Source organism: Streptomyces sp. PH10-H1 (assembly GCF_030063355.1).
In the GTDB taxonomy this organism is placed as follows: Bacteria; Actinomycetota; Actinomycetes; order Streptomycetales; family Streptomycetaceae; genus Actinacidiphila.
The window spans coordinates 1-24674 of sequence record NZ_JASISZ010000032.1; the positions used below are offsets into that span (position 1 = coordinate 1).

The 24674-nt window shown below is 72.0% G+C and carries 26 protein-coding genes and 1 pseudogene; 6 read left to right on the forward strand and 21 right to left on the reverse strand.

What is annotated here, in order from left to right; all coding sequences use genetic code 11:
* Positions 1–176, reverse strand: a pseudogene (locus QMK24_RS19925) (ABC transporter permease); the annotation flags it as partial.
* A 143-nt stretch (positions 177–319) separates the two neighbouring features.
* On the opposite strand from QMK24_RS19925, the gene QMK24_RS19930 reads away from it, so the two are divergent.
* On the forward strand, positions 320–940 hold the full coding sequence (locus QMK24_RS19930; protein WP_283467695.1) for a TetR/AcrR family transcriptional regulator: 621 nt from the start codon (positions 320–322) through the stop codon (positions 938–940).
* An 88-nt stretch (positions 941–1028) separates the two neighbouring features.
* Here the strand turns inward: QMK24_RS19930 and QMK24_RS19935 are convergent, their stop codons facing one another.
* Together QMK24_RS19935 and QMK24_RS19940 are read right to left on the reverse strand one after the other, a co-directional pair.
* Positions 1029–1247, reverse strand: coding sequence for a hypothetical protein (locus QMK24_RS19935; protein WP_283467696.1), 219 nt, complete (start codon positions 1245–1247; stop codon positions 1029–1031).
* 123 nt (positions 1248–1370) lie between these two features.
* Positions 1371–1760 (reverse strand): hypothetical protein, encoded by a 390-nt coding sequence (locus tag QMK24_RS19940; protein ID WP_283467697.1) that lies wholly within the window; start codon positions 1758–1760, stop codon positions 1371–1373.
* Positions 1761–1852: 92 nt separating this feature from the next.
* Between QMK24_RS19940 and QMK24_RS19945 the strand changes: the two genes are divergently transcribed.
* Complete coding sequence (locus QMK24_RS19945; RefSeq protein ID WP_283467698.1) at positions 1853–2065, forward strand: hypothetical protein; 213 nt, start codon at positions 1853–1855, stop codon at positions 2063–2065.
* On the opposite strand, the gene QMK24_RS19950 is transcribed toward QMK24_RS19945, so the two are convergent.
* From QMK24_RS19950 to QMK24_RS19965, 4 genes are all read right to left on the reverse strand, one after another.
* Positions 2047–2577, reverse strand: a complete 531-nt coding sequence (locus QMK24_RS19950) for an NUDIX hydrolase (protein ID WP_283467700.1) — start codon at positions 2575–2577, stop codon at positions 2047–2049. The genes QMK24_RS19945 and QMK24_RS19950 overlap by 19 nt on opposite strands.
* A 52-nt stretch (positions 2578–2629) precedes the next feature.
* Entirely contained in the window at positions 2630–3967 is a 1338-nt protein-coding gene (locus QMK24_RS19955; RefSeq protein WP_283467701.1) for an NsdA family TPR-like regulatory protein, read from the reverse strand.
* Positions 3968–4351: 384 nt separating this feature from the next.
* Positions 4352–4546, reverse strand: coding sequence for a YegP family protein (locus tag QMK24_RS19960; RefSeq protein WP_283467704.1), 195 nt, complete (start codon positions 4544–4546; stop codon positions 4352–4354).
* 140 nt (positions 4547–4686) lie between these two features.
* Positions 4687–5961 carry a PP2C family protein-serine/threonine phosphatase gene (locus tag QMK24_RS19965; protein WP_283467706.1) on the reverse strand — a complete coding sequence of 425 codons (1275 nt, stop codon included), beginning with the start codon at positions 5959–5961 and terminating at the stop codon, positions 4687–4689.
* A 292-nt stretch (positions 5962–6253) separates the two neighbouring features.
* Between QMK24_RS19965 and QMK24_RS19970 the strand changes: the two genes are divergently transcribed.
* Entirely contained in the window at positions 6254–6616 is a 363-nt protein-coding gene (locus QMK24_RS19970; RefSeq protein ID WP_283467708.1) for a YybH family protein, read from the forward strand.
* Between the two features lie 126 nt (positions 6617–6742).
* Here QMK24_RS19970 and pheT read toward each other — a convergent pair whose 3' ends face one another.
* The 7 genes from pheT to infC all read right to left on the reverse strand — a co-directional run bounded on the left by pheT (position 6743) and on the right by infC (position 14301).
* On the reverse strand, positions 6743–9268 hold the full coding sequence (gene pheT / locus QMK24_RS19975; RefSeq protein ID WP_283467709.1) for a phenylalanine--tRNA ligase subunit beta: 2526 nt from the start codon (positions 9266–9268) through the stop codon (positions 6743–6745).
* A complete protein-coding gene (pheS, locus tag QMK24_RS19980) occupies positions 9268–10407 on the reverse strand; it encodes a phenylalanine--tRNA ligase subunit alpha (RefSeq protein WP_283467710.1) in 1140 nt (379 codons plus the stop codon). Before pheS ends, pheT begins: the two co-directional genes overlap by 1 nt.
* A gap of 123 nt (positions 10408–10530) precedes the next feature.
* Positions 10531–11661 (reverse strand): sensor histidine kinase, encoded by a 1131-nt coding sequence (locus QMK24_RS19985; protein WP_283467711.1) that lies wholly within the window; start codon positions 11659–11661, stop codon positions 10531–10533.
* 40 nt (positions 11662–11701) lie between these two features.
* Positions 11702–12571 (reverse strand): TrmH family RNA methyltransferase, encoded by an 870-nt coding sequence (locus QMK24_RS19990; protein WP_283467713.1) that lies wholly within the window; start codon positions 12569–12571, stop codon positions 11702–11704.
* A 142-nt stretch (positions 12572–12713) separates the two neighbouring features.
* Positions 12714–13097 carry a 50S ribosomal protein L20 gene (gene rplT, locus QMK24_RS19995; protein WP_138354852.1) on the reverse strand — a complete coding sequence of 128 codons (384 nt, stop codon included), beginning with the start codon at positions 13095–13097 and terminating at the stop codon, positions 12714–12716.
* Positions 13098–13208: 111 nt separating this feature from the next.
* Positions 13209–13403, reverse strand: a complete 195-nt coding sequence (gene rpmI, locus QMK24_RS20000; RefSeq protein ID WP_283467714.1) for a 50S ribosomal protein L35 — start codon at positions 13401–13403, stop codon at positions 13209–13211.
* Between the two features lie 100 nt (positions 13404–13503).
* Positions 13504–14301 (reverse strand): translation initiation factor IF-3, encoded by a 798-nt coding sequence (gene infC, locus QMK24_RS20005; RefSeq protein WP_502962627.1) that lies wholly within the window; start codon positions 14299–14301, stop codon positions 13504–13506.
* A gap of 316 nt (positions 14302–14617) precedes the next feature.
* Between infC and QMK24_RS20010 the strand changes: the two genes are divergently transcribed.
* The gene (locus QMK24_RS20010) at positions 14618–14971 is read left to right on the forward strand and encodes a DUF1844 domain-containing protein (RefSeq protein ID WP_283467716.1); all 354 of its coding nucleotides are present in this window, start codon (positions 14618–14620) and stop codon (positions 14969–14971) included.
* A 29-nt stretch (positions 14972–15000) separates the two neighbouring features.
* Here the strand turns inward: QMK24_RS20010 and QMK24_RS20015 are convergent, their stop codons facing one another.
* The 4 genes from QMK24_RS20015 to QMK24_RS20030 all read right to left on the reverse strand — a co-directional run bounded on the left by QMK24_RS20015 (position 15001) and on the right by QMK24_RS20030 (position 19070).
* Positions 15001–15768, reverse strand: coding sequence for an MIP family channel protein (locus QMK24_RS20015; protein ID WP_283467717.1), 768 nt, complete (start codon positions 15766–15768; stop codon positions 15001–15003).
* A gap of 120 nt (positions 15769–15888) precedes the next feature.
* Complete coding sequence (locus QMK24_RS20020; RefSeq protein ID WP_283467718.1) at positions 15889–16623, reverse strand: SseB family protein; 735 nt, start codon at positions 16621–16623, stop codon at positions 15889–15891.
* A 183-nt stretch (positions 16624–16806) separates the two neighbouring features.
* The gene (mycP, locus tag QMK24_RS20025; protein ID WP_283467719.1) at positions 16807–18018 is read right to left on the reverse strand and encodes a type VII secretion-associated serine protease mycosin; all 1212 of its coding nucleotides are present in this window, start codon (positions 18016–18018) and stop codon (positions 16807–16809) included.
* Positions 18015–19070, reverse strand: coding sequence for a hypothetical protein (locus QMK24_RS20030; RefSeq protein ID WP_283467721.1), 1056 nt, complete (start codon positions 19068–19070; stop codon positions 18015–18017). The genes mycP and QMK24_RS20030 overlap by 4 nt, the downstream gene beginning before the upstream one ends.
* A gap of 273 nt (positions 19071–19343) precedes the next feature.
* Between QMK24_RS20030 and QMK24_RS20035 the strand changes: the two genes are divergently transcribed.
* Complete coding sequence (locus QMK24_RS20035) at positions 19344–20546, forward strand: amino acid deaminase/aldolase (RefSeq protein WP_283467723.1); 1203 nt, start codon at positions 19344–19346, stop codon at positions 20544–20546.
* Between the two features lie 95 nt (positions 20547–20641).
* On the opposite strand, the gene QMK24_RS20040 is transcribed toward QMK24_RS20035, so the two are convergent.
* A complete protein-coding gene (locus QMK24_RS20040) occupies positions 20642–21565 on the reverse strand; it encodes a DUF2510 domain-containing protein (protein ID WP_283467813.1) in 924 nt (307 codons plus the stop codon).
* 160 nt (positions 21566–21725) lie between these two features.
* Positions 21726–22598 (reverse strand): LysR family transcriptional regulator, encoded by an 873-nt coding sequence (locus QMK24_RS20045; RefSeq protein ID WP_283467815.1) that lies wholly within the window; start codon positions 22596–22598, stop codon positions 21726–21728.
* Positions 22599–22774: 176 nt separating this feature from the next.
* Between QMK24_RS20045 and QMK24_RS20050 the strand changes: the two genes are divergently transcribed.
* Entirely contained in the window at positions 22775–23893 is a 1119-nt protein-coding gene (locus QMK24_RS20050; RefSeq protein WP_283467725.1) for a TDT family transporter, read from the forward strand.
* On the opposite strand, the gene QMK24_RS20055 is transcribed toward QMK24_RS20050, so the two are convergent.
* Positions 23862–24602: a helical backbone metal receptor gene (locus QMK24_RS20055; RefSeq protein WP_283467727.1), complete on the reverse strand. Its 741-nt coding sequence runs from the start codon at positions 24600–24602 to the stop codon at positions 23862–23864. The genes QMK24_RS20050 and QMK24_RS20055 overlap by 32 nt on opposite strands.
* Positions 24603–24674: the final 72 nt, after the last annotated feature.

Here is a 24674-nt window from a genome sequence, read left to right on the forward strand (position 1 = left end):
GCGAACTCATTGATGAAATGCCGCCGCCCCCACAACTGCCGGGTGTACTCACCCAGCCCAGGACGGGCACCACTCACCGACAACCCATACTTCGCCGCCAGCTCGGCAGCCGACAACCCACCATCGGGACTGTCCAGGCCGTGCGCCGGCACGGGGGCGTCTATCTGCAAGGTCATGTAACGCGCTTTCGTTCGAGGCGAAAACGGAGAGTAGCGACGTCGGGACGGAACGGATCCGTTTCGTCGCGTTGCCTGACGGTAGAGCATTTCAAGGACGGAACGCAACCGTTCCGTCGCTACGTCACGCTAGGCTCGGCGGTATGCCAACGGAGCCCCGATCCCCTCGTCGCGTCCCCGCGGGAGCCGCCGTGCTCCGGGAGGACGTGACGGAAGCCATTCGCAGCGCCGTCTTCGCGGAGCTGGCGGCGGTCGGCTACGGGCGGATGTCCATCGAGGGGATCGCCCGCCGGGCCGGCGTCGGCAAGGCCGCGGTCTACCGGCGCTGGCGCTCGAAGCTGCCACTGGTCCTCGACACCGTGTCCGCCGTGGCGGTCCAGGGCGTGCCGGCGCCCGACACCGGATCGCTGCTCGGGGACGTACGGCTGCTGCTCGAAGTCACCGCACGCGCGCTGCAGCACCCGGTCGCGTCCCAGATCATCCCCGACCTGCTCGCCGAGGCGGCGCGCAATCCGGAGATCGCCGAGGCGTTGCAGACCGCACTGCGCGACACCCAGCGCGGCATCTCGGCGGCCGTCGTCCGGCAGGCGGTCGAGCGAGGCGAACTGGCCGCGGGGACGGATGCGGATCTGTCCCTCGACCTGATCGCGGGCCCGCTCTACTGGCGGCTCGCCGTGATCCGTTCCGCGCTGCCGGCCGGCTATCTCGACGGCCTCGCGGCGGCCACGGTGACCGCACTGGCGGCGGCCGGCAAAGCGGCCTGACGACCGCCGCCGAAACCGATGCCCGGTGCTCGCCGCCCGGTGCTCGCTTCCCGGTGCTCGCTTCCCGGCGTCAGCGGTGTCAGCCGTGTCAGTTCTCGGGTGACCGTATGGAGACGATCTCGCCCTTCCAGAGCTGGAACCAGTGCCCCGCGGCGAGGAGTTCCTCGGCGGCGCTGTTGAGCGCCGCGACCCCGTCGCGGGTGTGGTGGCGGTCGGAGAGGTAGACCTCGACCCGGCCGCGGCGTTCGCGGACGACCGCGCCGACATCGGGTTCGAGAGGGGCCAGGAGATAGACGATCTCAATCACGGGGTTCCCCACTGATGGCACGCGCGGCCGGCCGAATCCAGGCACCGGATGCGCGTCACGGGGCAACGTACCGCCCGGTCCGCACACCGACAACAGCTGTACCGGCCAACGGCAGCCGCTCCGCTACCGCTCCTCTGCCCGCGCCCGCTCCCATGCCTCGACCGTGGCGCGCAGCCGTCGGCGCTCAGCCGGTGGCATGGCCTCCGCGTAGGTGACGATGACGCGCATGTCGTCGTCGTAGCCCTGCACCTCGTCCGAGACCCAGCCGAGGAACTGCTCGGCGGCGGCGCGCTGCACGAGCGCCGCCGGCCGGCGCAGGGCGGCGGCGATGGCGCGCAGCTGTACGGGGCCGGGCGCGGTGGCGACCTGGCCGCGGGCGAGTTTGTGCAGATACGGCTTGGAGACGGTGGCCCCGGTCACCGGGTCGATGGCGCGGTCGGCGAGATCCTGGTACGAATCCCCGGCCGTCTGCGCCTCCTGGACCAACCGGGACAGCTGATCGTGGCGTTCCATACCCACCCGTCCCAATTCGTAGACGAAACGTCTCTCAAGTGCTTCACTATTTTTACATGAGACTGGAACATCCCCATAGAGCACTCTCACCCGTGATCCTCAGCCTCCCTCTCAGCACGCTCACCATGGTCATCGGCGGCCGTCGCGCGCTGGTCCCCGCGGTCGCCGTCGCCGCCCTCTCCCTCCTGCTGCTGATCGGCGCCGCCGCACCCGCCGTGTGGTCCCGCAGGCCCGCACGGCGGGAGGCGGCGCTCCACGTTCTGAACAGCCTGCTCGGCCGCGAGCATCAGCCCAGACGCAGGTGATGCAGCATCAACAGGGCGGCCGCCATGTTCGACGCGGGCACCTCACCCCGCGCGACCATGTCCGGCACGGTCTTGAGCGGCACCCACTCCCGCCGGTCCGATTCGAAGTCGTCCTCCGGGTGCCCGACGTACTCGGCGTCCTCGGACCAGTAGACGAAGTGCCGTGCGTCGGTGAGGCCGTTGGAGGGCTCGACGGTCAGTAGGTGCCGCAGCCGCCCCGGGCGCCAGCCGGTCTCCTCCAGCATCTCCCTCGCCGCCGCCGTCTCGGTGTCCTCACCGTCCTCGACGACGCCCGCCGCCAGCTCCCATCCCCAGCTGTCGGTGATGAACCGGTGCCGCCACAGCAGCAGCACCTCGTTCGCCTCATTGACGGCGGTGGCCAGAGCGACCGGGCGCAGCCGGATGAGGTAGTGGTTGAGATGCCGCCCGTCGGGGAGTTCGACGTCGGCGAGATTCACGCGCATCCAGCGGTTTCTGTACACGGTTCGCTCACTAAGGTTCTTCCATTGCACGATTCCGCCACCTTCCTTTCGGATGGTGACAACATCGCAGTTCGCGTGAACGTCACAATGGAACGCGGAGCAGCTCGTCGATGAGCTCCGCGGCCTGGACTGCCGTCACGCTGTCGTAGGCGGCCAGATGACGGCGTACCGCCGCGAACCGGTCGCGCAGACGCTGCGATTCCATACCCCGCCCCTGTTCCACCATCCGGACCGCCAGCGACGCGGCATGTTCGGCCTCGCCCCGGCGCAGCTCCACATGGGTCAGCACCGCCAGCCGGTGCACCCGCCCCCGCGCGTGCGAGGGGGATTCCACCGCCTGGACGGCGTGTTCGAGGGCAGGCCGTAATTCGCCGAGGCTCATGAACGTCTCGGCCAACTGCACATCGACCAGGCCCGGTTGGACGTAGGCGGTCTCCGCGGGCTCCTCCTCGGCCCTGATACGCTGCTCCGCGGTCTCGGCGAGAGCGCCGCAGCGATGGGCACTGGGCCGGTCGCCGAGCCGCCCGTACGCCTTGGCCTGCATCGCGTACAGGTCCGCGGCCAGCGCCGGAGTGACGTTGCGGCCCGCCGTGCGCAGCGCCGCCTCGGCGAAGGCCACCGCCTGCCGGTAGTCGCGCAGATGGAGCGACTGGTAGACCAGCATGCCGACCACGCAGGCGCCCAGACCCCGGTCGCCCGACGCCTTCGCCAGCCGCAGCGACTGATGGAAATAGCGCTGCGCCAGGCCGTGGGCGTCGGTGTCGTAGGCGCAGATCCCGGCGATCCCGACGAGCGCCCCGACCGCGCGGTGCAGTTGCCGGCCGACCGGGTCGGGGTAGCGGCCGCGCAGCAGCGGCGCGGCCTGGGCGTTGAGGAAGCCGACGACCCGGTCCCGGGTCGCCACACCGCCCGCGCCCCGGTACAGCTCCTCGTAGTGCGCGCGGGCGGCGTGCAGCATGGCCACATCCGCGCCGGTCACCCGCTGGACCCCGGTCCTGGAGACATCCATGTCCTCCGGCGGGTTCTCCCACTCCCACAGCGGCATGACCGCCTTGGGTCCGGTCAGTACGGGCGCGGTCCGCACATGGGGGCGCTGCTGTTCGTCGGCGCGCCACAACGCGGTGGCCCGCTCCACGAAACCGGCCAGCGGGGTACCCGCCGTCTGGGCCACGGCTCCCCGGTCCATCCCGATGTCGGCGAGCGTCAGCGGGCGTTGCACCAGCCCGCCGAGCACCTCGCAGATCAGGTCGGGCACCTGGCCGCGGGGCCGCTGCCCCTTGATCCAGCGGGTCACCGCGGTGCGGTCGTAGTGGAGCGGCATTCCCCGCGCCCGGCCGAGTGCGTTGATCCGGGCGGCCAGCCCCGCGTGGGAGGCGCCCGCCTCGTCCAGGACGGCGTCGAACAGCGTGTTGGGTTCCATCGGGTCCCCCTGCTTCGCCCAATGCGCGCAGCGTAGTACCACCGCGTTCACACGGGGTGTGAGCAGTGCACCCGCATATGCCCCTCGCACACGCTCCCCCCGGGAATGGCGCGGCGCTTCACTGAGGTCGGGTTGTCGACTCCCCCTCGTGCATTGGCGGCAACCCACCCCGCACCGCCCGCCCTGCGTTGCCAGGCACACCGCGGCAGGACGGGTGGTGCGGTCCGCTACGACTTTTGGGAGGCCGGCTGTGACCGGTACATGCTTCCGCTGCGCGGCGAGCGGCGCCGGGACGATACAGGTCGGCACCCTGCGACCGCGTGAGGGCGGCGACTATCCCGTCTGGTCCTGCGGTGACTGCCTGGCCGCCGCTCCGGACCCGGACTACTGCTTCTTGGTGCCCGCGACTTCCTGCACCGCGGCTTCACCGGCATTGCGCTTGACGGAGTCCACGCCGTTCATCGCGCCCGACTTGGATTCGTACGCCTCGCCGACCGCGATGATCTCGCCGTTGCCCGCCTTGAGGCGGAACCTCCACTTTTCGGCCTTGTCCTGGTAGACCTCAAACTTACCGGCCACTTCGTCCTCCTCGATCCCTGACGGATACGACAGATATCCGCAAAGTACGACTTGTACGACCAGCTCGCCACCGCAGGCGCCATGTCAGCGGAGCGAGTGGATCAGCGGCCCGGATCAGTGACGCGGATCGACGGCGCTGGTCAACGGCGTGGCACTCCGGACAGTGCGGCGGAACGGTTCCGCACCGGGATCCGTGCGGCTTCCCGCACCAGGACAAGCAGGGCGATGTCATCGGCCGGCCGGCCGCCGGTGTGCCGCAGGGCCGCGGCGCTCAGCGCGCGGGCGAGGGGCGCGGCGGCCGGCATCCCACCGCTGCGCGTGGCGGCGGCCGCCGCCGCGAGGGCGTCCGGCAGCGGGAAGAACACCCCGGACGCGTCCCGGGCGTCCTGCAGCCCGTCGGTGTAGAGCACCAGGGCCTGGCCGAGCAGCAGCATGCCGCGGTGTGCCGGTGCCGACCGGTCCCCGTCGTCCAGCAGGCCCAGCGGCGGCAACGGGTCCCCCAGCGCCAGCGGCTGCGGACGCTCACCGGCCGCGGCGTGACCGTTGAGACACGGCCCGGTCGGGTACGGCCCGGTCGGGTACGGCTCCGTCGCGTAAGGCCCGGTCACATAGGGCTGCGGATGGCCGCAGTTGACGGTCAGCAGCTTCCCGTCATCGCTCAGCTGCACCAGCAGCAGGGTGACGAACTCCTCGGCGACCGGACTCTGCGACTCGGTGTCCGCCACCGCCGGGTGCTCCGCACACGAACGCTCCCGCAGATGCCGGGTCAGCGAACGGTCCAGACGGGACAGTACGCCGGTCAGCTCGGGCTCGTCGTGCGCGGCCTCGCGGAAGCTGCCGAGCAGCGCGGCGACCGTGTCGATCGCGTCCAGCCCGTGGCCCCGTACATCACCGAGCACCGCCCGCAGCCCGTACGGCGTGGCCAGCACCTCGTACAGGTCGCCGCCGACGCGGGCGCCCCGGCTCGCGGAGAGGTACTCGCCCGCGACCGCGTAGCCGTTCACGCGCTGCGGCAGCGGTCGCAGCAGCACCCGCTGAGTGGCGGCCGCGATCTCCCGGGTGCGCTCCAGCTCCGCGGCCATTCCCGTCCGGCGGCCGGCCATCCAGAAGCACAGCGCCACCACCGCGAGGACCGCCACCGCGATGCCCAGCCTGGCCTCGAACTCCCGCGCGCCGTGTCCGACCAGCCCGGCCACCAGCGCCCCGAGCGCGATCCCGCCACTGACCAGCACACACCGCCGCCGTCCGCTCCCCAGGCACGCGATGGCGGGAGCAACGGCCAGCGCCGGCAGCGGGTTCTCCCCCGGCACCACCGCCGACACCGCCAGCACCACCGCGATCCACGCACCGGGCAACAGGTACATCAGCGCGGACGGCAGTCCGAGCGCCCTGATTACTGCTCTGATACGGATCATCCCGCCGGCTCCCCCTCACAGCCGTTGACGCGGTCGGCGACGGAACCGCTCCCCCAGGGAACCGGCCCCCGTGTCGCGACCGATTCTGTCGACTGAGGCCCCAGCAATGACTCCCAGCCCTGCAGAATCACCCGATCGAGGGAAGAAACCTCCAGGTGGAGACAGTCCGACCTCATAAGGAATACTTCTGGATCTCATACGATCCATCTCTTCGACTTCTGGACCGTGACGGCGCACCATGGGAGAGAAGCAACGGAACGACCGCTGATCGACCCGAGGAGAGCGACCGACCATGACTGCCACACGTGAAGCCGCCGCACAGCCCGAGGATCTGGCCCGTCTGTTCGTGGAACGGGGGAACGCGGGCGACGCCGAGGGAATCGCGGCGCTCTACGAGCCGGACGCCGTGCTGGGATTCCCGCTCGGCAGCGAAACCGCCGGGCGGGAGGCGATCCGCGGCGTCATCGAGCAACTGCTGGCGAGGGCGCCGCACTTCACGCTGGAGGAATCGCTGCCCACCCTGATCAACGGCGATCTCGCCCTGACCGCGACCCGTTCCGCCGACGGCACCGGAGGCCGCGCGCAGGTGGCGCGCCGCCAGCCGGACGGCACCTGGCTGCGGATCCTCGACGGGCCGGAATCCCGCGACCGGTGACCGTACGAGCCGCGCCCGCCGCCGAGCGGCGCGGGGGCGGGCGGCGGGCCCGGACATGCGTGTGGGGCGTACCCGAACAGTTCGGGTACGCCCCACACGCATGTGGTCAGGCCCAGCGGCCCGGCGTCACGCGCCGCGCAGGGCCGCGCCGGTGGCCGCGCCGGCCGCGGCGACGGCGGCGTCCCGGGCAGCCGTCGTCTCCTCGGCCGTCAGGGTGCGGTCGGCCGCGCGGAAGCGCAGGGCGTAGGCGAGGGACTTCTTGCCCTCGCCGACCTGCTCGCCGGTGTAGATGTCGAACAGCCGCAGGGATTCCAGCAGTTCGCCGGCGCCCGCGCGCAATGCGGCCTCCACCTCGGCGGCCGGGACGGACACGTCGGTGATCAGCGCGACGTCCTGGGTGGCCACCGGGAAGGTGGACACCCGGGGTGCCGGGACCGGGCCGGAGGAGGCCCGCTCCACGCGGTCCAGGTCGAGCTCCATGGCGGAGGTCTGGTCCGGCAGGTGCAGCGCCTTGACGACTCGCGGGTGCAGTTCACCGCCGTGGCCGACGAGGATCTCCTCGCCGTCCGCGACAGCGAACAGCGCCGCGCAGCGGCCCGGGTGGAAGGGGGCGTGCTGGTCCTGGCGGACGATCAGCTCGACCCCGGCCTCGCGGGCGATCGTGCGGGCCGCCTCGATGGCGTCCGCCCAGGTCGCGACGGAACCCTTGCCCCACCAGCCGGCCTGCTCGCGCGCGCCGGACAGCGCGACGGCGACACGGCGCGGCTGCTCGGGAAGCGCGGCGTTCAGGGCCGCGATCTCCTGGTCGGTGGGCCGGCGGTCGACCGGCAGCCTCGGCGGCGCCGGCTCGTCGCCGCTGGGGTGGAAGACCAGACCGGTCTCGAAGAGGGCCAGGTCGTGCGAGCCGCGTCCGGTGTTGCGGCGCAGCGTGGCCAGCAGCCCCGGCAGCAGCGTCGTGCGCATCGCCGGTTCCTCGTCGGAGAGCGGGTTGACCAGCTTGACGGTGCGGCGGCGCGGGTCGTCCGCCTCCAGGCCGAGCTGGTCGAAGGCCGCGTCGCCGAGGAACGGGGTGTTCTGCACCTCGGCGTAGCCGGCTCCGGCCAGCGCCCGGCCGACCCGGCGGCGCAGCTGCTGCGACCCGGTCAGACCGCGGCCGGACGGGAGCTTGGGCAGGGTGGAGGGCAGGTTCTCGTAGCCCTCCAGCCGGATGACCTCTTCCGCGAGGTCGTTCGGGTCGGTGAGGTCGGGGCGCCAGCTCGGCACGGTGACGATGAGCTCGTCGGAGCCGTAGACATCGCAGCCGATCTGCTGCAGTCGGCGCACCACGGTCTCGCGGCCGTACTCGGTGCCCGCGACGCGGTCCGGGTGGTCGGCCGGGATGGAGATCGTGCGCGGCGCGGACGGGGAGATGATCTCCGTCACGCCCGCCTCCGCGGTGCCGCCCGCGAGCAGCACCAACAGGTCCACGGTGCGCTGCGCGGCGGCTGAGGCGGTCTGCGGGTCGGTGCCGCGCTCGAAGCGCTTGGACGCCTCGGAGGACAGCTTGTGACGGCGCGCGGTGCGGGCGATGGTGACGGGCGCGAAGTGCGCGGCCTCGATGACGACGTCGGTGGTGCCGCGCACCTCGCCCGTCGTCTCGTCGCGGACCGCGTCCGCGATCTCGGTGTTGGCCCCGCCCATGACGCCGGCCAGGCCGATCACACCGCTGTTGTCGGTGATCACCAGGTCCTCGGCGTCCAGGACGCGCTTGGCTCCGTCGAGCGTGGTGAGCTTTTCGCCGGGCTGCGCGCGGCGCACGCCGATCGGGCCGTCGATCCGGGTCCGGTCGTAGGCGTGCAGCGGCTGGCCGAGTTCCAGCATCACGTAGTTGGTGATGTCCACGGCCAGGCCGATCGGCCGCATGCCGGCCTTCTGCAGCCTGCGCTGCAGCCAGATCGGAGAGCGCGCCTCGGGGTCGAGGCCGGTCACGGTGCGGGCGGTGAAGCGGTCGCAGCCGATCGGGTCGGCGACCTTGACCGGGTAGCCGTACGCATTGGGCGGCGGCACATCCAGCAGCGACGGGTCGCTCAGCGAGATCCCGTACGCGATGGCGGTCTCGCGGCCGACGCCGCGCATCGAAAGGCAGTAGCCCCGGTCCGGGGTGACGGCGATGTCGAGGACCTCGTCGACGAGCTCCAGCAACGCGATCGCGTCGGTGCCGGCCTCGTGCTCCGGCGGGAGCACGATGATGCCGTCATGGTCGTCGCCCATGCCCAGCTCGGCGGCCGAGCAGATCATGCCGTGCGAGGTCCTGCCGTACGTCGTGCGCGCGGCGATCTTGAAGTCGCCGGGCAGGGTGGCGCCGGGCAGGACGACGACGACCTTGTCACCGACGGCGAAGTTCCGCGCGCCGCAGACGATCTCCTGCGGCGCGCCGGTGCTATTGGCCGTGCCGACGTCGACCGTGCAGAAGCGGATCGGCTTCTTGAAGCCCTCCAGCTCCTCGATGGTGAGGACCTTGCCGACCACCAGCGGGCCGGTGAGACCGGCGCCGAGCTGCTCGACGGTCTCGACCTCGAGGCCGGAGGCGATGAGTTTGGCCTGGACGTCACGGCCGGTTGCGCCGGCGGGCAGGTCGACGTACTCCCGCAGCCAAGAAAGCGGGATCCGCATCAGATCTCCATCCCGAACGGAAGGGTGAAACGCACATCACCCTCGATGATGTCTCGCATGTCCTCGATGCTGTGACGGAACATCAGCAACCGCTCGATGCCGAAACCGAAGGCGAAACCGCTGTACTTCGCCGGGTCGACACCACAGGCGGTGAGGACGCGGGGGTTGACCATGCCGCAGCCGCCGAGCTCGATCCAGCCCTCGGAGGAGCAGGTCCGGCACGGCCGGTCCGGGTTCCCGGCCGACTCGCCGCGGCACGCGAAGCACTGCATGTCCATCTCGGCGGACGGTTCGGTGAACGGGAAGTACGCGGGGCGCAGCCGAGTGGTGAGCTCTCCACCGAACAGCGCCCTGACCATGTGGTCGAGGGTGCCCTTGAGGTCGGCCATGGTCAGGCCTTCGTCGATGGCGAGCAGCTCGACCTGGGCGAAGACCGGAGTGTGGGTGGCGTCCAGCTCGTCGGTCCGGTAGACCCGGCCGGGGCAGATCACATAGACCGGCGGTTCGCGGTCGATCATCGAGCGGACCTGCACCGGGGAGGTGTGGGTGCGCAGCACCACGCCCGACTCCGCCGCGCCGTCACCGGCGGGGCCGCCGGACAGCGGCTTGACGAAGAAGGTGTCCTGCATCTCGCGTGCCGGGTGGTCCGGCGGGAAGTTCAGGGCGTCGAAGTTGAACCACTCGGCCTCGATCTCGGGGCCTTCGGCGACCTCGTAGCCCATGGCCACGAAGACGTCCTCGATGCGGTCCGAGAGGGTGGTGAGCGGGTGCCGGGCACCGGCCGGGACCCGGTCGTAGGGCAGCGTGACGTCCACTGCCTCCTCGACGAGCACCCGGGCGTCGCGCTCGGCCTCCAGTTCCGCCTGGCGGGCGGCCAGCGCCTTGTTCACCGCGCCGCGGGCCTGGCCGACGCGCTTGCCGGCCTCCGCCTTCGCGTGCGGCGGCAGCGCGCCGATCTCACGGTTCGCGAGGGCGAGCGGCGAGCGGTCACCGGTGTGCGCCACCTTGACCTCGTGCAGCTCCTCGAGGCCGGCGGCCGCGGCGATGGCGGCGACCGCCTCGTCGCGCAGACGCTCGATCACTTCGGGTTTCAGTGCCTCGACCTCGACAGGGTCGTACGACTTGTTCGGTGCCGACATCTCTTCCCGTTCCGAATTGGGTGCTGTGAGCGGCCTGCCCGACCGGACACATGCCAAGGGTCGAGTCTACTGGGGCCGCGAGGACTGACTGGTCGCGCCCACCGGACCGGACGGGGCCATGGCTCAGGCCATGAACGCCGGCGCCCCGACGGGCAGAATAAATCGGAACTGGGCTCCGCCGCCGGGCGCCCGGCCGACCGCGATCGTGCCGCCGTGCGCCTCGACGATGCCCTTGACGATGTAGAGGCCCAGGCCGGTGCCGCCGCGCTTGCTCCCCCGCCAGAAGCGGGTGAAGACGCGGCTCATCGACTCCTCGGGGATGCCGGGGCCCTCGTCGCTCACCGTCAGTGCCGTACCTTCCGCGCGGTCCTTGTCGGGGGCCCCCAGAGAAGAGGGCGCCACCTCGATGGTGACCTGTCCCTCGCCGTGCCGCACGGCATTTTCCAGCAGGTTGCCGAGGATCTGGTCGATCTTGTCCGGGTCGGCCCACAGGGCGGGCAGCGGCTGGACGACGGCGACCCTGAACCGGTCCCTGGGCTGTCCCGCGGCCACATGCGCGTCCACATGCCGCTGGACGGCCGCGGCGATGTCGACCGGCTGGCGGCGCACCTCCAGGCGGCCGGAGTCGATCCGGGAGATGTCGAGCAGTTCGGCGATCAGCCGGGTGACGCGGTTGGCGTCCTGGTCGACGGTCTCCAGCATGAGCTTCTTCTGGTCGTCGGTGAACCGCTCCCACTTGGCCAGCAGGGTCGCGGTGAAGCCCTTGACCGAGGTGAGGGGCGAGCGCAGTTCATGGGCGACGGTGGCGATCAGCTCGGCATGGCTGCGCTCGGTGCGGCGCCGCGCCTCGGTGCCGCGCAGGGCGACGACGAGCCGGCGGACGGGCCCGGTGGGGTGGGTGCGCACATACCGTGCGGAGACCAGCACCTCACGGCCGCCGGGCAGCAGCAGATTGCGTTCCGGCTGGCCCACGCGGATCGCCAGCCCCTTGTACGGGTCGGTCAGCGCCCACCAGCGGCGGCCTTCGAGGTCCTCGAGCGGCAGCGCCCGCTCGATGGACACCCCCAGCACATCGGCCGGGTGCAGCGCGGTGATCCGGGCGGCGGCGGTGTTGAAGCAGATCACCCGGCCGTCCTCGTCGGCGACGACGAGTCCGTCGGGAAGGTCGTCAGGAGTGAGCCCGAATTCGCTCAGGCCGACGGCCCAGCCCGCCAGCGTGGCCGGCTCGGTACTTTCGGTAGCCGCGACATCCATCCCCGTACCCCCCTCTCAGGGCCCCCGGGCCGCAACCCTACTAGCTGGATGTGACGGAGCGGCACCCTCCCGGGGCACGCTGCGCCCGGGCGGAGGCATAGAGGCACACGGCGGCGGCCGTCGCGAGGTTGAGGCTCTCGGCCTTGCCGTGGATCGGCACGCGCACCACCTCGTCCGCGAGCGCGCGGGTCTCCTCCGGCAGTCCCCAGGCCTCATTGCCGAAGATCCAGCCGGTTGGGCCGCCCATGGTGCCCTCGTCGAGTTCGGCGTCCAGGTCCCGCACACCGGCCCCGTCGGCGGCGAGCAGCCGCACACCGGCCTCGCGCAGGCCCGCGACGGCCTTCTCGACGGGCACTCCGACGGCGACGGGCAGGTGGAACAGGCTGCCGACCGACGCGCGGACGCACTTGGGGTTGTACAGGTCGACGGAGGCGTCGGTGAGGATCACGGCGTCGGCCCCGGCCGCGTCCGCGCAGCGCAGCACGGTCCCGGCGTTGCCGGGGTCGCGGACGTGCGCGAGGACGGCGACGAGTTTCGGAGCGGATCGCAGAATCTCGTCGAGCGGTGAGTCCAGGAAGCGGCAGATGCCGACGATGCCCTGCGGGGTGACGGTGTCGGAGATCTCGGCGACGACCTCGTCGGTCGCGGTGAGCACCGGGGCCCCGATGGCGCGGGCGGCCGCGACGATGTCGGCATGGCGCTCGGCGGCCTCGGGGGTCGCGTACAGCTCGATGAGCGTGCGCCCGGCGGCGCCGCCGGGGTGGCTGATGGCCTCCCTGACCGCCTGCGGCCCCTCGGCGATGAACCGGCGCTCCTTGCCACGGAAGCTGCGCTTGGCCAGGCGGTGGGCCGCGGTGACACGCGGGGACCGCAAGGAGGTCAGCTCGGGCTGGGGCTCGGGGCTCGCCATGGGCAGTGCTCGCTTCTGGGGTGGATCCGGGTGATGACGTGCGGGGCCGGGACAGCACACGGACCCGCAGGCACAGCCTGCGGGTCCGGGGACTGCGTGGGGGTCACTCGGGGCGACCCCGGCAGAACCCCGTCGCGTCTTCTCAGGCGGCCTTGGGCGCGTTGACGTCGGTCGGCAGCGCCTTCTTGGCGACCTCGACCAGCGCGGCGAAGGCGTTGGGGTCGTTGACGGCCAGCTCGGCGAGGATCTTGCGGTCCACCTCGATGTTGGCGGCGTTGAGGCCCTGGATGAGGCGGTTGTACGTCATGTCGTTCTGACGGGCAGCGGCGTTGATGCGCTGGATCCAGAGGCGACGGAAGTCGCCCTTGCGCTTCTTGCGGTCGTTGAAGTTGTAGACCAGGGAGTGGGTGACCTGCTCCTTGGCCTTGCGGTACAGGCGCGAACGCTGACCGCGGTAACCCTTCGCCGCTTCGAGGATTGCCCTGCGCTTCTTGTGGGCGTTTACAGCCCTCTTGACGCGTGCCACTTGATAACTCCTTGTAAGGGACCGCGGGGGGACTCACGCGGTCCGAAATCGATGGGATCCCGGTTTGACGTCGCGCCCCTCGGTGTCCTCACGGAGGTTGGGGCGCGGCCGTCAGATACCGAGAAGCTTCTTGATCTTCTTGGTGTCGGCCTTGGCGAGCTGGACCACACCGGCGAGGCGGCGCGTCTTGCTCGACGGCTTGTGCTCGAGCAGGTGACGACGGCCGGCACGCTCACGCATGATCTTGCCGCTGCCGGTGACCTTGAAGCGCTTGCTCGCACCGCTGTGCGTCTTGTTCTTCGGCATGTCGCCGTAGTCTCCTCGTCGCTGGCCCTCCCGTCCGCCACAGGTGCGGACGGAGAGCGTCAGTACTGCATTGCCATCCCGGAACGGTGGCTCCGGGGCCTTACGAGGTCTCAGTCGCCTCGGCCGGCTTCTCAGCAGGCTTCTCGACCGGGGCCTCGGCGGATTCGACGACCGGGGCCTCGGCGGACTCGTCGGAGTCCTTCGAGTCCTCGACGGTGCCGTCGAACGACTCGTCCAGCTCGTCCGAGTCGTCGTCGGGCGCGTAGCCCTGACGCTCGGCCTTGCGGACGGCCGCGGCCTCGCGCGCTTCGGCCATCGCTTCGGTCTTCTTCTTGTGCGGACCGAGAACCATGATCATGTTTCGGCCGTCCTGCTTCGGATTCGACTCGATGAAGCCGAGCTCCTCCACATCGGACGCCAGCCGCTGCAGCAGTCGGAAGCCCAGCTCGGGGCGGGACTGCTCGCGACCACGGAACATGATCGTGATCTTGACCTTGTCGCCCTGCTTCAGGAAGCGGACGACGTGGCCCTTCTTGGTGTCGTAGTCGTGCGGGTCGATCTTCGGCCGGAGTTTCATCTCCTTGATGACCGTGTGCGCCTGGTTCTTGCGCGCCTCACGTGCCTTCATGGCCGATTCGTACTTGAACTTCCCGTAGTCCATGAGCTTGCACACGGGCGGACGTGCGGTCGCTGCGACCTCGACCAGGTCGAGGTCGTATTCCTGCGCAAGCTCCAGGGCCTTGGCAAGCGGCACGATGCCGACCTGCTCACCACTGGGACCGACGAGTCGCACCTCGGGGACGCGAATGCGGTCGTTGATGCGAGGCTCGACGATGCGGGGCTCGGCGCTGATGGGGCCTCCTCGGTTGCACCACGCGGCCGCCTGGCGGACAGCCACGTAACGTCTGTGTCGTCCGACCCCTGTACTCAGAACGCAGAAAACGCCCCATACAGGTCACAGGCAGGGCTCCTCAAAACCGGGAGCACCGCCACGGATCACCGCGGGGCGCATCGGGCAGCGCGTTCGGCATCCGGAAAACCATCCGCCGAAGAACACTGCCTGACCGGACCCGCCAACCTCTCGGTCGGTCGGGTGGGAGATCGGAGCCTCCACTTGTGGGCCGGGCACAGGTGTGTCCGACCGGTCGATTTGCAAGCATACCAGTGACCTGCGGAAGCCGGTAATCGGCCGGACGGGGCCTATCGTGTGGGCCATGAGCGACAAGAACGAGACCCCTGACTTCGACGCGATGACCCGCGACATCGCGGACGTGCCCGCGGTCGAGGTCATCACGACGGTGGCGGTCCACCTGATGAGCGCGGCGGCCGTCAACCTGGGCCTCGCCGAGGAGGGCCCGGAACACAAGGACCTGGACGAGGCCCGGAAGCTGATCACCGCGCTGGCCGGCCTGGTCACCGCGGGAGCGCCCGAGATCAGCACCTACCACGCGGCTCCGCTCAAGGATGGCCTGAAGTCGCTGCAGCTGGCCTTCCGCGAGGCGTCGCTGGTGCCGGACGAGCCCGGCCACGGGCCCGGCGAGAAGCTCACCGGGCCCGTCTACAGCTGAGCCGGCCTCCAGCTCTCCGGCCGGCGGCCTCAGGCCGTCTCCTGCCCTTCCGCCCCGTGCCCTTCCGACCTGTCGTCCGCGGTCTCTTCGATCGTCCGGATCCCCCCGTGGCGGGCGGCATGCGGCGGGTGGGTCACATGGTGCACCAGCGCCGCAAGCGCGCCGCCGATCAGCGGCGCCACGATGAACAGCCACAGTTGCGACAGCGCGGCTCCGCCCGCGAACAGGGCGGGGCCGAGGCTGCGCGCCGGGTTGACCGAGGTACCGGTCAGCGGGATGCCGACCAGGTGGATCACGGCGAGCACCAGGCCGACCGGCAGACCGTCGAAGCCGAGCATCGCCACCTTGTGCGTGACGGCGAGCACCACGAAGACCAGCAGGAACGTCAGCACCACCTCGACGATGAACGCGCCGCCGATGTTGATGCCGACCGCGGACCGGCTGCCGTAGCCGTTGGTGCCGAAGGCCCCGCTGGTCTTCAGACCCGGCACCTGCTTGGCGACCAGGTAGAGCAGCGCGGCGCCCGCGATGCCGCCCAGGATCTGGGCGACCCAGTACTCGACGGCGGTACGGATGTTGATGCGTCCGGCGACCAGCATGCCGAGGGTGACCGCCGGGTTCACATGGCAGCCGGAGACCGGGCCGATCGCGTAGGCAAGCGCCAGCAGCGTGAAGCCGAAGGCGAGGGCGATGCCGAGCGTTCCGATGTACTCACCGGCCAGCACCGCCGACCCGACCGCGAAGAAGACCAGCAGCAGGGTGCCCAGGAATTCACACGTCACTGTCCGCTTGTCCACGGGGCCTCCTTGTGATCGTCACTGCCTGGCTCTCGCATTCTCGGGCCAATGCCCATATCGCAGATCTCGGAGCATTTCACAACATATTGCATATTTCGTGTGCCGCGCGGCCGCGGTGGCTCAGCGCGCGAACAGCGGCTCGCCCGACACCTCGGCGTGCGGCGGCAGCAGCGCGAGGTCGAGGCCGCGGACCAGCCGGGACCGCAGCACCTCGTCGGCGGCCAGGGCGGTGGTGATACGCCGGGCCACCTCGCTCACGGCCGCGTCCGGAGCGAGGACCAGGCCGAGGGTGCCGTCCGAATCCCCCACCGGGGACAGGTGCGCGCGCAGCACACCCGGCTCGGCGGCGACTGCCGCGCGCAGCGCGCCCAGCACCGCCGGATCGCCGAGCGGGTCCACGTGCTCACGGCCCGGGGCGACGGCGCGCAGCGCCGGGCCGGTGAGGGCGTACGGAACGGGGCCCGCCATGTCGATCAGCAGCGTGTCGGCCTTCTCGTGCGCGAGGGCCTGGAGTGCCTGGTGCAGCGGAACGGCGACCGGGCGGGCGTCGGAACGCCAGCGGGCGAGGGACTCGACGCAGGAGAAGGCGGGCAGCGCCCGCCGCCCGTCGGGCGCCTGGATCGTGGGCACCGCCATGTCACTGGTCTTCTCGCGGCGCAGGCCGTCGGGTCCGGTCTCGGCCTCCCCCAGTACCGCCACGACGGGCACCAGCAGTCGGGCGCCGGACAGCGCGGCGAGAACGGCCGGTTCGGCCCGGCTGTCGTCGGCGTAGGCGGCGAGCGCGGCGGCCAGGGCCGCGTCGGCCGAACCGTCGTCGTCGGCGAAGCCTGGATCAGGGATGTTCTTGAGCGACACGCTCCGCAGCGTATCCGGGACGGGCCCGGCTCTTGCGCACGGCCTCCGGCCACCGGTTTTTCTTACGCTCCGCTCATCCCCGTCCCAGGGTCCGACGGCCAGAACGGCCTTCACACAGCGCCTTCATGCAGGTCTTCGCGCAGGGTCTTCGCGCAGGGTCTTCGCGCCGCGCCTGCCGGTCGGTCAGGAAGGTCCTGGCGTTGCCCCGCGCGGTGAGCGTCCCAGGCGGGGACGGAACCAGAAGAGGCCCGCCGCGGCGACCAGGGCGGTGCCCAGGAGGGCGCAGGTGATCGCCACGCCGTCGCCGAGTCCGCCGCCGGCCTGCACCGGGGCGAGACCTATCGAGGGGCCGGAGCCGAAGTACCGCTGCGCGAAGGGAGCGGGCGACGGCGCCTCACCCTGGGGCTGGAGCTTGGCCGCCGCCTTGAGCGCCGCGGCCGGGTCCATGAGTCCGGTGCCGACCGCGTCGCTGCGGCCGCCGGCGGGCCGGTCGCGGGTGGTGTCCTCGAGGAGCCGCTTGATCTGGGCGGGGCTCAGCTTCGGATAGGCGGACCGGATCAGGGCCACGGCGCCGGAGACGTACGCGGAGGCGGGGCTGGTCCCCCACCCCTCGTAGTACTTGCGGTCGGGGTCGGCCAGGACGACATCGACGCCCGGCGCCGAGACGGAGGCGTACCAGCGGCGGGTGGAGAACGTGGCGTGCGCCCCGTACCGGTCCACGGCCGCGACCGCGATCACGCCCGGGTAGGCGGCCGGGTACGAGGCGCGGTCCGCGTGCTCGCCGCCGTTGCCCGCCGACGCGACGACGACCACGCCCTTGCTGAGGGCGTACTGGATCGCATTGTCCTCGTCCGCCGCGGGCGCGGCGGTCGCGCTGTCGTCGCCGAGCGAGAGGTTGATGACGCCCGCGCCGTGGTCGGCGGCCCAGCGGATTCCTTCGGGGAGGGCTGCGCCCTTGGTGGCGCGGGCCTGGTCACGCTTCGGGTCCTTCTCCTCCAGGATCACCCGGACCGGCAGGATCTTGGCCCCGGGCGCGATGCCGAGGACGCCCTGCGAGTGTCCCGGGCCGTGCCCGTGGCCCGCGATGATGCCGGCCATGCCGGTGCCGTGTTTGGCCCACGCGCTGTCGCCCGGGCCGGCTCCGAAGCCCACCAGGTCGTTGCCGGCCAGCACTTGTCCCGCGAGGTCCGGATGGCCGCCGTCGACCCCGGTGTCCAACACCGCGACGGTGACGCCCGCGCCCTGGGTCGTCCGCCAGGCGTCGTGCGCGTGCAGGACGTCCAGCGCCCAGTCCGCGTCGCGTACCGAATCCGCGCGGGCGGACGCGGCCGGCAACACAGTGAGGGCGGCGGCCAGGGCGACGGCGGCGGCGCGCCCGAGGGTGGCTGATCTCATCGGGACGCCTCCCCCGGTGATGTGGCGGCGATCGTCGCGGCCTTGTGCAGCCGGGTGTCGAGGTCGGCGGAGAGGACGAGGGCGTCCTTGCCGAGACCGGCCTGGGCGGGCGCCGTGGTGGCGCCCTTGGCGGTGGCTTCGTCGGCCGGCTGGGGTTCGGGGATCGTGCGGCCGTCCGCGAAGCCGCTCACCGCGTAGACGACCAAGGGGAGGGTGGCGGAGACGCTCACCGTCCAGCTGGCCCGCTGCCCGTCGGCGAAGGAGGCGGCCGCGGTGCCGGGGAACGCGACCGGATGGGGCATCAGATCGGTGCGGGAGCCGAGGTGTTCGGTGCTCCAGCGGCGGTTCAGCGCGCGCATGCCGGTGACGTCGCCCCCGGTGACGACCAGGCCGACCGTGGTGACGCGGCTGGAGGTGGCGTCGACGTAGGTGGCCCGCAGCACCCGTACGCAGACCACCGGGGCCAGCACCTTCGCCAGCAGCGGGTCGACGGCCCGAGCGCAGCCGGCGGCCGGGGCGACACCGATGCGCGTCCAGGTGCGGTCGGCGCCGCCGGGTCCGGACGTCGGCCGGTTCACGGTGGGCGGGAACAGCGTGTCGACCGGGACTCTGCGCCACAGCTCGCCCGCGACGGCGTAGGTGCGGGCGGCGGTATCGGCCGCCGGCTCGCCCGCGGCCGGTTCGTGGTTGATCCAGGCACCGGCCGCGGCACCGGCGAACAGACCGAGGCCCAGGACGAAGCAGAGCGCCGAAATGGCCCGGCTGCCGGCCGTACGGGGACGGCGGGCGGGCGGCACGGGCGGCATCGGCGGCGCGGCGGGCTGGGACGGGAACGGGGGCGCGGCGGCCGGAGGTACGGCCGACTGGGGCGGCACGGTCGGCGGCGCGGGGGGCATGTCGGCCTGCGGGTCCGGGGAGCGGCGCGCGACGATCGGCTCGCGGGCCGCCGGGCGGTGCACGGGCCGTGGCGGAGTCGTGGGGTACAGCGCGGGAAACGCGGGCGGCTGCGGGGCCGATGGCTGCCCCGGTCCGTTGTCGACCCCCGTGCTCACCGGTGCCCCCTCGCGATGTCCGTACGCGGCTTGGGCGCCACTCTACGGGCTCCGCCTGCCCGGTGGATCGGGGGCAGCGCAGGTCGCGGGGCAGGTCGTAAGCTCACCGCGTGGCGCCACAGTATCCGCAGACCCGGCGGTAACGGGAGGTTCCGGCCGCCAGGGCCTGTCCGGCGGATCATGAACGGCCGCTTCTCCCCCAGCTACCGCTGGGAGGTGCCCGTGACCTGGAACCCCTACCGTTCGGTAGGCACCGTCTGGCAAGCTGCGCGCATGTCTCATCCCGCAGCCGACCGGGTCCGGTACGACCGGGCCACCGCCGACCTCGACGCACCGGTCGCCATCGTCGATCTGGAGGCGTTCGACGCCAACGCCGACGACCTGGCACGAAGGGCCGGCGGGAAGCCGATCCGGGTGGCGTCCAAGTCGGTGCGGTGCCGGGCGCTGCTGGAGCGGGTGCTGGCTCGTGACGGCTTCGCGGGGATCATGTCGTTCACGCTGGCCGAGTCGCTGTGGCTGGCGCGGGCGGGCTTCCACGATGTGCTGCTGGCGTACCCGTCCGCCGACCGCGACGGCTTCGCCGAGCTGGCCGGGGATCCGAAACTGGCCGCCGCCGTCACAGTGATGGTCGACGACCTCACCCAGCTGGATCTGATCGACGCGGCCCGCCGTGGCGGCTCGGAGCGGGTCCGGGTCTGCCTGGAACTGGACACGTCCCTGCGGATGCTGGGCGGCCGGGTACGGATCGGCGCGCTGCGCTCACCGCTGCGGGAGCCCGCGCAACTCGCCGAACTGGCGCGGGCGATCGCCCGCCGCCCCGGCTTCCGGCTGGCCGGGATCATGGCGTACGAGGGCCATGTGGCCGGGGTCGGCGACTCGGTGGCGGGCCGGCCGCTGCGGTCCCGGGCGATCCGGCTGATGCAGACGGCGGCGCGCAAGGAGCTGGCGGTACGGCGGGCCGAGGTGGTGCGGGCGGTCCGCGCGGTTGCACCGGAGCTGGAGTTCGTCAACGGCGGCGGGACCGGCAGCGTGCAGCACACGGCCGCGGAGGACGCGGTCACCGAGATCGCCGCCGGTTCCGGACTGTTCGTGCCCCGGCTGTTCGACAACTACACGTCCTTCCGGGGGCGTCCGGCGGCGCTGTTCGCGCAGCCGGTGGTCCGCCGCCCCGGAGTGGGCATCGTGACCGTGTTGGGCGGCGGCTATCCGGCGTCGGGCGCGGCGGGCGCCGACCGGCTGCCCGTGCCGTATCTCCCGCGGGGCCTGCGCTACGACCCCCAGGAGGGGCCGGGCGAGGTGCAGACGCCGCTCATCGGGTCGCCCGCGGACGATCTGCTCATCGGCGACAAGGTGTGGTTCCGGCACGCCAAGGCCGGTGAACTGTGCGAGCGCTTCGCGGAGCTGCGGCTGGTGGAGGGCGACCGGGTCACGGCGACGGTGCCGACGTACCGGGGCGAGGGCAAGACCTTCCTCTGACGCCCGACCGCCCTCGCGCCCGGTGACCATGGACCGGGCCCGCGGCCATCGGTCACCGGCCCGTGACCGATGGCCGGTGACCCGCGGTGGAACGGTCAGACGCCGGTGCCGCCCGTGCCGCCGGAGCCACTGGCGGCCTTGATGCCCTTGGTGATCCTGTCCATGATGTCGAGGCCGGGGGCCTGGGCGTTGATGTCGAAGCCGTAGCGGACCACGACGAGCTGCTGCGGATTCGCCGGTGACGGGAAGACCAGCGACTGGACGTAGCCGTCGTCGCCGACCTTCGTCACGACCTGCCAGCGCACCAGGTAACCCTGCTGCCCTGCGACGGTGACCGGCTGCGACAGCAGCTCCTTGTGGGAGGTGAGCCCGCCCTCGTAGGACTGCTCCGCGTTGACCGGGATGTCCTCCTTGGCGGCGGCCTCGGGCGTCGTGCTGGTGAGCTTGTACGCCGCGGCCGGCGCGGAGAACACACCGCCGCGTACACAGTTCTTGGCCGGGTCTGCGGGGCACTTGTAGCTGCCGGTGGTCAGTCCCGCGCCGCCGGCGCCCGATTTGCCCTGCCAGCCCGGGAGAATCGGCAGGCCGACCTTGTCGAGGGTGTCCACGGCGACGCCGCTGCCCGACGTGGGGCCGGGGTTCTGCGACGGCCCGCCCGGCGCGCCGCTCGGTCCGCCGTCCGGGTTCCGCGATGCGCTCGAGGACGGCGACGGCTTGCCGGAGGCCTTGTCGCCACCGCTCTTGTTCAGCATGACAACGCCGGCGACCACCCCGCCCACCAGGACGAGGACGGCGACGATGCCGATGGCGATCACCCCTCCCCGGCGGGCGGGCGGACCCGGCGCGATGCCGCCGGGATAACCGGCGTAGGGCGGAGTGCCGGGGGCAGCGGGCTGGGCGGCCGGAGCTTGGGCGGTTCGCGTGTACTCGCTCCACGCGGAGCCGTCCCACCAGCGTTCAAGGGCCGGGCCGTTACCTGTGTGCCCGGGCTCTGGATACCAGCCGGGCGGGGTCGTCATGGTCACGGCCGTCACCCTAAGGCCACTGCATGAGAATCCCGTAAGCCCGGCGGTTACAGCCGGGTCACGCGGCCGGTCGCACGTCCGGTGCCGCGTCCCGTCACACGTCCCGTCACACGTCCCGTCACACGTCCTGTCGCGCGTCCTGTCGCGCGTCCCGTCACGTGACCGGGCGGCGGGTGAGTGACAGCAGGTCGCGGGCCGGTCCCGCCGGGCGGTGGCCGGTGGGCCAGACGGCGCGCAGTACGCGGTTCAGCGTGATGCCGGCGACCGGGACCTCGATGAGACGGCGGGCGGCCAGTTCGTCGGTGACGGCCAGTTCGCTCAGTACGGCGGGGCCCGCGCCGCTCAGCGTGGCCGCCTTCACCGCGGTGGTCGACGCGAGTTCGAGCAGCGGCAGGGCGAGCCCGCCATGGCCGGCGAGGGCGGCGTCCAGGACCTGGCGGGTGCCGGAGCCCTGCTCGCGCAGCACGAAGGCGGTGGCGGCGAGTTCGGCCGCGGACAGCGGTTTGCGGCGGCGGGCCCAGGGGTGGGAGGCCGCCACGACGACGACCAGCCGGTCATGGCCGATGACCGCCGCGTCCAGCCCGGCCGGTACGTCGAGGCCCTCGACGAATCCGAGGTCGGCCCCGCCGCTGGTGACCCGTTCGGCGACGGCCGCCGAGTTCCCCGCGTACAGCGATACGGCGGTATCGGGATGCTGTCCGTGCAGCACGATGAGCCAGCCCGGCAGCAGGTATTCGGCGATCGTCATGCTCGCCGCGACGCGCAGCCGGGAGTCGCGGCGGGTGCGCAGCGCCCGCGCACCGACGTCGAAGGCTTCCGCCGACTCCACGACCCGCCGCGCCCATTCGGTGACCAGCGCGCCCGCGTCGGTGAGGGTGGATCCGGTGGGCGAGCGGTTCACCAGCGCCACCCCCAGCTGCCGTTCCACGGCCCGGATCCGGCTGCTCGCGGCGGGCTGGCTGATGCCGATCTCACGGGCGGCCCGGCCGAGGCTGCCGAGCCGGGCGACGGCGAGCAGCAGCTCCATCGCGCCGAGGTCGGGCACCCGGTGGGCCAGACCCGTTCGCGGAACGCGGTCACCGGACACATCGACACCGCCATCGCCATCGCCATCGCCATCACCAGAGCTCATAACCTCAGCTTATGCCCACATAGCCGCAGAGTGCCTTCCGGACCGGCCGCCCACCAGGGAACGTAAGGAGCATGGCAACCCTCGCCCCTGTACGCGCCCGCGCTCTCCACGACCTGGAGATCCACGCCGGCGCCCTGCGCCACCTCGGACCCAACTGGTACGCCACGGTGATGGGCACCGCGATCGTCGCCAACGCGGGCGCCGCCCTGCCGCTGCGCGTCCCCGGACTGCACACCGCATGCACCGTCGTCTGGGCCCTGTCGGCCGTACTGCTGGCCTCCCTGCTCATGGCCCGCGCCGGGCACTGGCTCCGGCACGCCGACCAGGCGCGCCTGCACCTCATGGACCCGGCCGTCGCGCCGTTCTACGGCTGCCTGCCGATGGCACTGCTCGCGGTGGGGGCCGGCACGCTGAGTCTTGGCGCCCCCGTGATCGGGAGGACGGCGGCGATCGCCGTCGACTCCGCGCTGTGGACGGCGGGCACGCTGAGCGGACTGCTGATCGCGGCGGCGATCCCGTATCTGATGATCACGCGCCACCACATCGAGCCGGGCAGCGTATCCCCCGTCTGGCTGCTGCCGGTGGTCGCGCCGATGGTCTCGGCCGCGCTCGGCCCGGCACTCGTCCCGCATCTGCCCGCCGGGCAGTGGCAGGAGGCGATGCTGCTGGGCTGCTACGCGATGTTCGGTCTGAGCCTGCTCGCCACCCTGGTGATGCTGCCGCTGATCTGGGCGCGGCTCGTCCAGCACGGCCCGCTGCCCGTCGCGCTGACCCCGGCCCTCTTCCTGATCCTCGGCCCGCTCGGCCAGTCGACGACGGCCGTCAACCAGCTCGCCGACGTCGCACCGGGCGTCGTCCAGGCCCCCTACGCGGCGGCCATGAGCGGCTTCGCCGTGCTCTACGGAGTCCCGGTGATGGGCTTCGCCCTGCTCTGGATGGCACTGGCCGGGGCGATGGTGGTGCGCGCGGCACGGCGCCGCATGCCGTTCGCCATGACGTGGTGGGGCTTCACCTTCCCGGTGGGGACCTGCGTCACGGGCGCCGCGGGCCTGGCCCGGCACACCGGCCTCGACGCCTTCTCCTGGCTCGCTGCCGGGCTGTACGTCTTCCTCGCGGCGGCGTGGGCGGTCGCGGGGGTCCGTACGGTGCGCGGCCTGCTCAGCGGAGCGCTGCTCGCAGCGCCTCGCTGAGTGCGGCCGGCGCCCCGGCCAGGGAGGGGCCGTACCAGGTCAGGTGGCGGCCCCCGACGAGGACCGCGGGCAGGCCGGGGAAGGCCTCCGGGCCGTCATCGGGGGTGAAGGCGTACGGCTCGTCGGGGAGCACCACCAGGTCCGCGCCCGATGCGCGCAGCTCCTCGACCGGGATGCGCGGGTAGCGCTCGGCGTGCGCCGCGTACACGTTGTCCACGCCCAGCCGCGCGAGCAGATCGCCCGCGAAGGTGTCGCGGCCGAGCACCATCCAGGGCCGCCGCCAGATCGGGACGACCGCCCGCAGCCGCCGTTCCGGGACGGGCACATCGCGCCAGGCGGCCTCGGCCGCGTCGAGCCAGCCGGGCCGCTCCAGCCCGCAGCCGTCCGTCAGCACCCGGTGGAGTTCGCTGAACGCCTGGCCGAGATCGCGTACTTCGGTGACGAGGACCGGAATCCCGGCGGCCCGCAGCGCGGCGAGGTCGGGTGCGCGGTTCTCCTCCTCGTTGGCGATCACGAGGTCGGGCGCCAGGGCGGTGATCCGCGCGATATCGGGATTCTTGGTCCCGCCGATCCGCGCCACGTCCAGACCGGCCGGGTGGCTGCACCAGTCGGTCGCGCCGACCAGCAGTCCGGGGCCGGTCGCGGCCACCGCCTCGGTGAGCGAGGGAACGAGAGAGACCACACGCCGTACGACAGGACGATTCGTCACCGGCCTACCGTACGGCGCGTGGTCTCGGCTCAGCGCACAAGGTTCAGCGCACAAGGTTCAGTCCGCGAGGTT

Coding starts and splice junctions, on each gene's coding strand:
- QMK24_RS19930 (WP_283467695.1), top strand. CDS start 320: ATGCCAACGGAGCCCCGATCCCCTCGTCGCGTCCCCGCGGGAGCCGCC.
- QMK24_RS19940 (WP_283467697.1), bottom strand. CDS start 1,760: ATGGAACGCCACGATCAGCTGTCCCGGTTGGTCCAGGAGGCGCAGACG.
- QMK24_RS19955 (WP_283467701.1), bottom strand. CDS start 3,967: ATGGAACCCAACACGCTGTTCGACGCCGTCCTGGACGAGGCGGGCGCC.
- QMK24_RS19965 (WP_283467706.1), bottom strand. CDS start 5,961: ATGATCCGTATCAGAGCAGTAATCAGGGCGCTCGGACTGCCGTCCGCG.
- QMK24_RS19970 (WP_283467708.1), top strand. CDS start 6,254: ATGACTGCCACACGTGAAGCCGCCGCACAGCCCGAGGATCTGGCCCGT.
- pheT (WP_283467709.1), bottom strand. CDS start 9,268: ATGCGGATCCCGCTTTCTTGGCTGCGGGAGTACGTCGACCTGCCCGCC.
- pheS (WP_283467710.1), bottom strand. CDS start 10,407: ATGTCGGCACCGAACAAGTCGTACGACCCTGTCGAGGTCGAGGCACTG.
- QMK24_RS19985 (WP_283467711.1), bottom strand. CDS start 11,661: ATGGATGTCGCGGCTACCGAAAGTACCGAGCCGGCCACGCTGGCGGGC.
- QMK24_RS19990 (WP_283467713.1), bottom strand. CDS start 12,571: ATGGCGAGCCCCGAGCCCCAGCCCGAGCTGACCTCCTTGCGGTCCCCG.
- rpmI (WP_283467714.1), bottom strand. CDS start 13,403: ATGCCGAAGAACAAGACGCACAGCGGTGCGAGCAAGCGCTTCAAGGTC.
- QMK24_RS20010 (WP_283467716.1), top strand. CDS start 14,618: ATGAGCGACAAGAACGAGACCCCTGACTTCGACGCGATGACCCGCGAC.
- mycP (WP_283467719.1), bottom strand. CDS start 18,018: ATGAGATCAGCCACCCTCGGGCGCGCCGCCGCCGTCGCCCTGGCCGCC.
- QMK24_RS20035 (WP_283467723.1), top strand. CDS start 19,344: ATGTCTCATCCCGCAGCCGACCGGGTCCGGTACGACCGGGCCACCGCC.
- QMK24_RS20040 (WP_283467813.1), bottom strand. CDS start 21,565: ATGACGACCCCGCCCGGCTGGTATCCAGAGCCCGGGCACACAGGTAAC.
- QMK24_RS20045 (WP_283467815.1), bottom strand. CDS start 22,598: ATGGAGCTGCTGCTCGCCGTCGCCCGGCTCGGCAGCCTCGGCCGGGCC.
- QMK24_RS20050 (WP_283467725.1), top strand. CDS start 22,775: ATGGCAACCCTCGCCCCTGTACGCGCCCGCGCTCTCCACGACCTGGAG.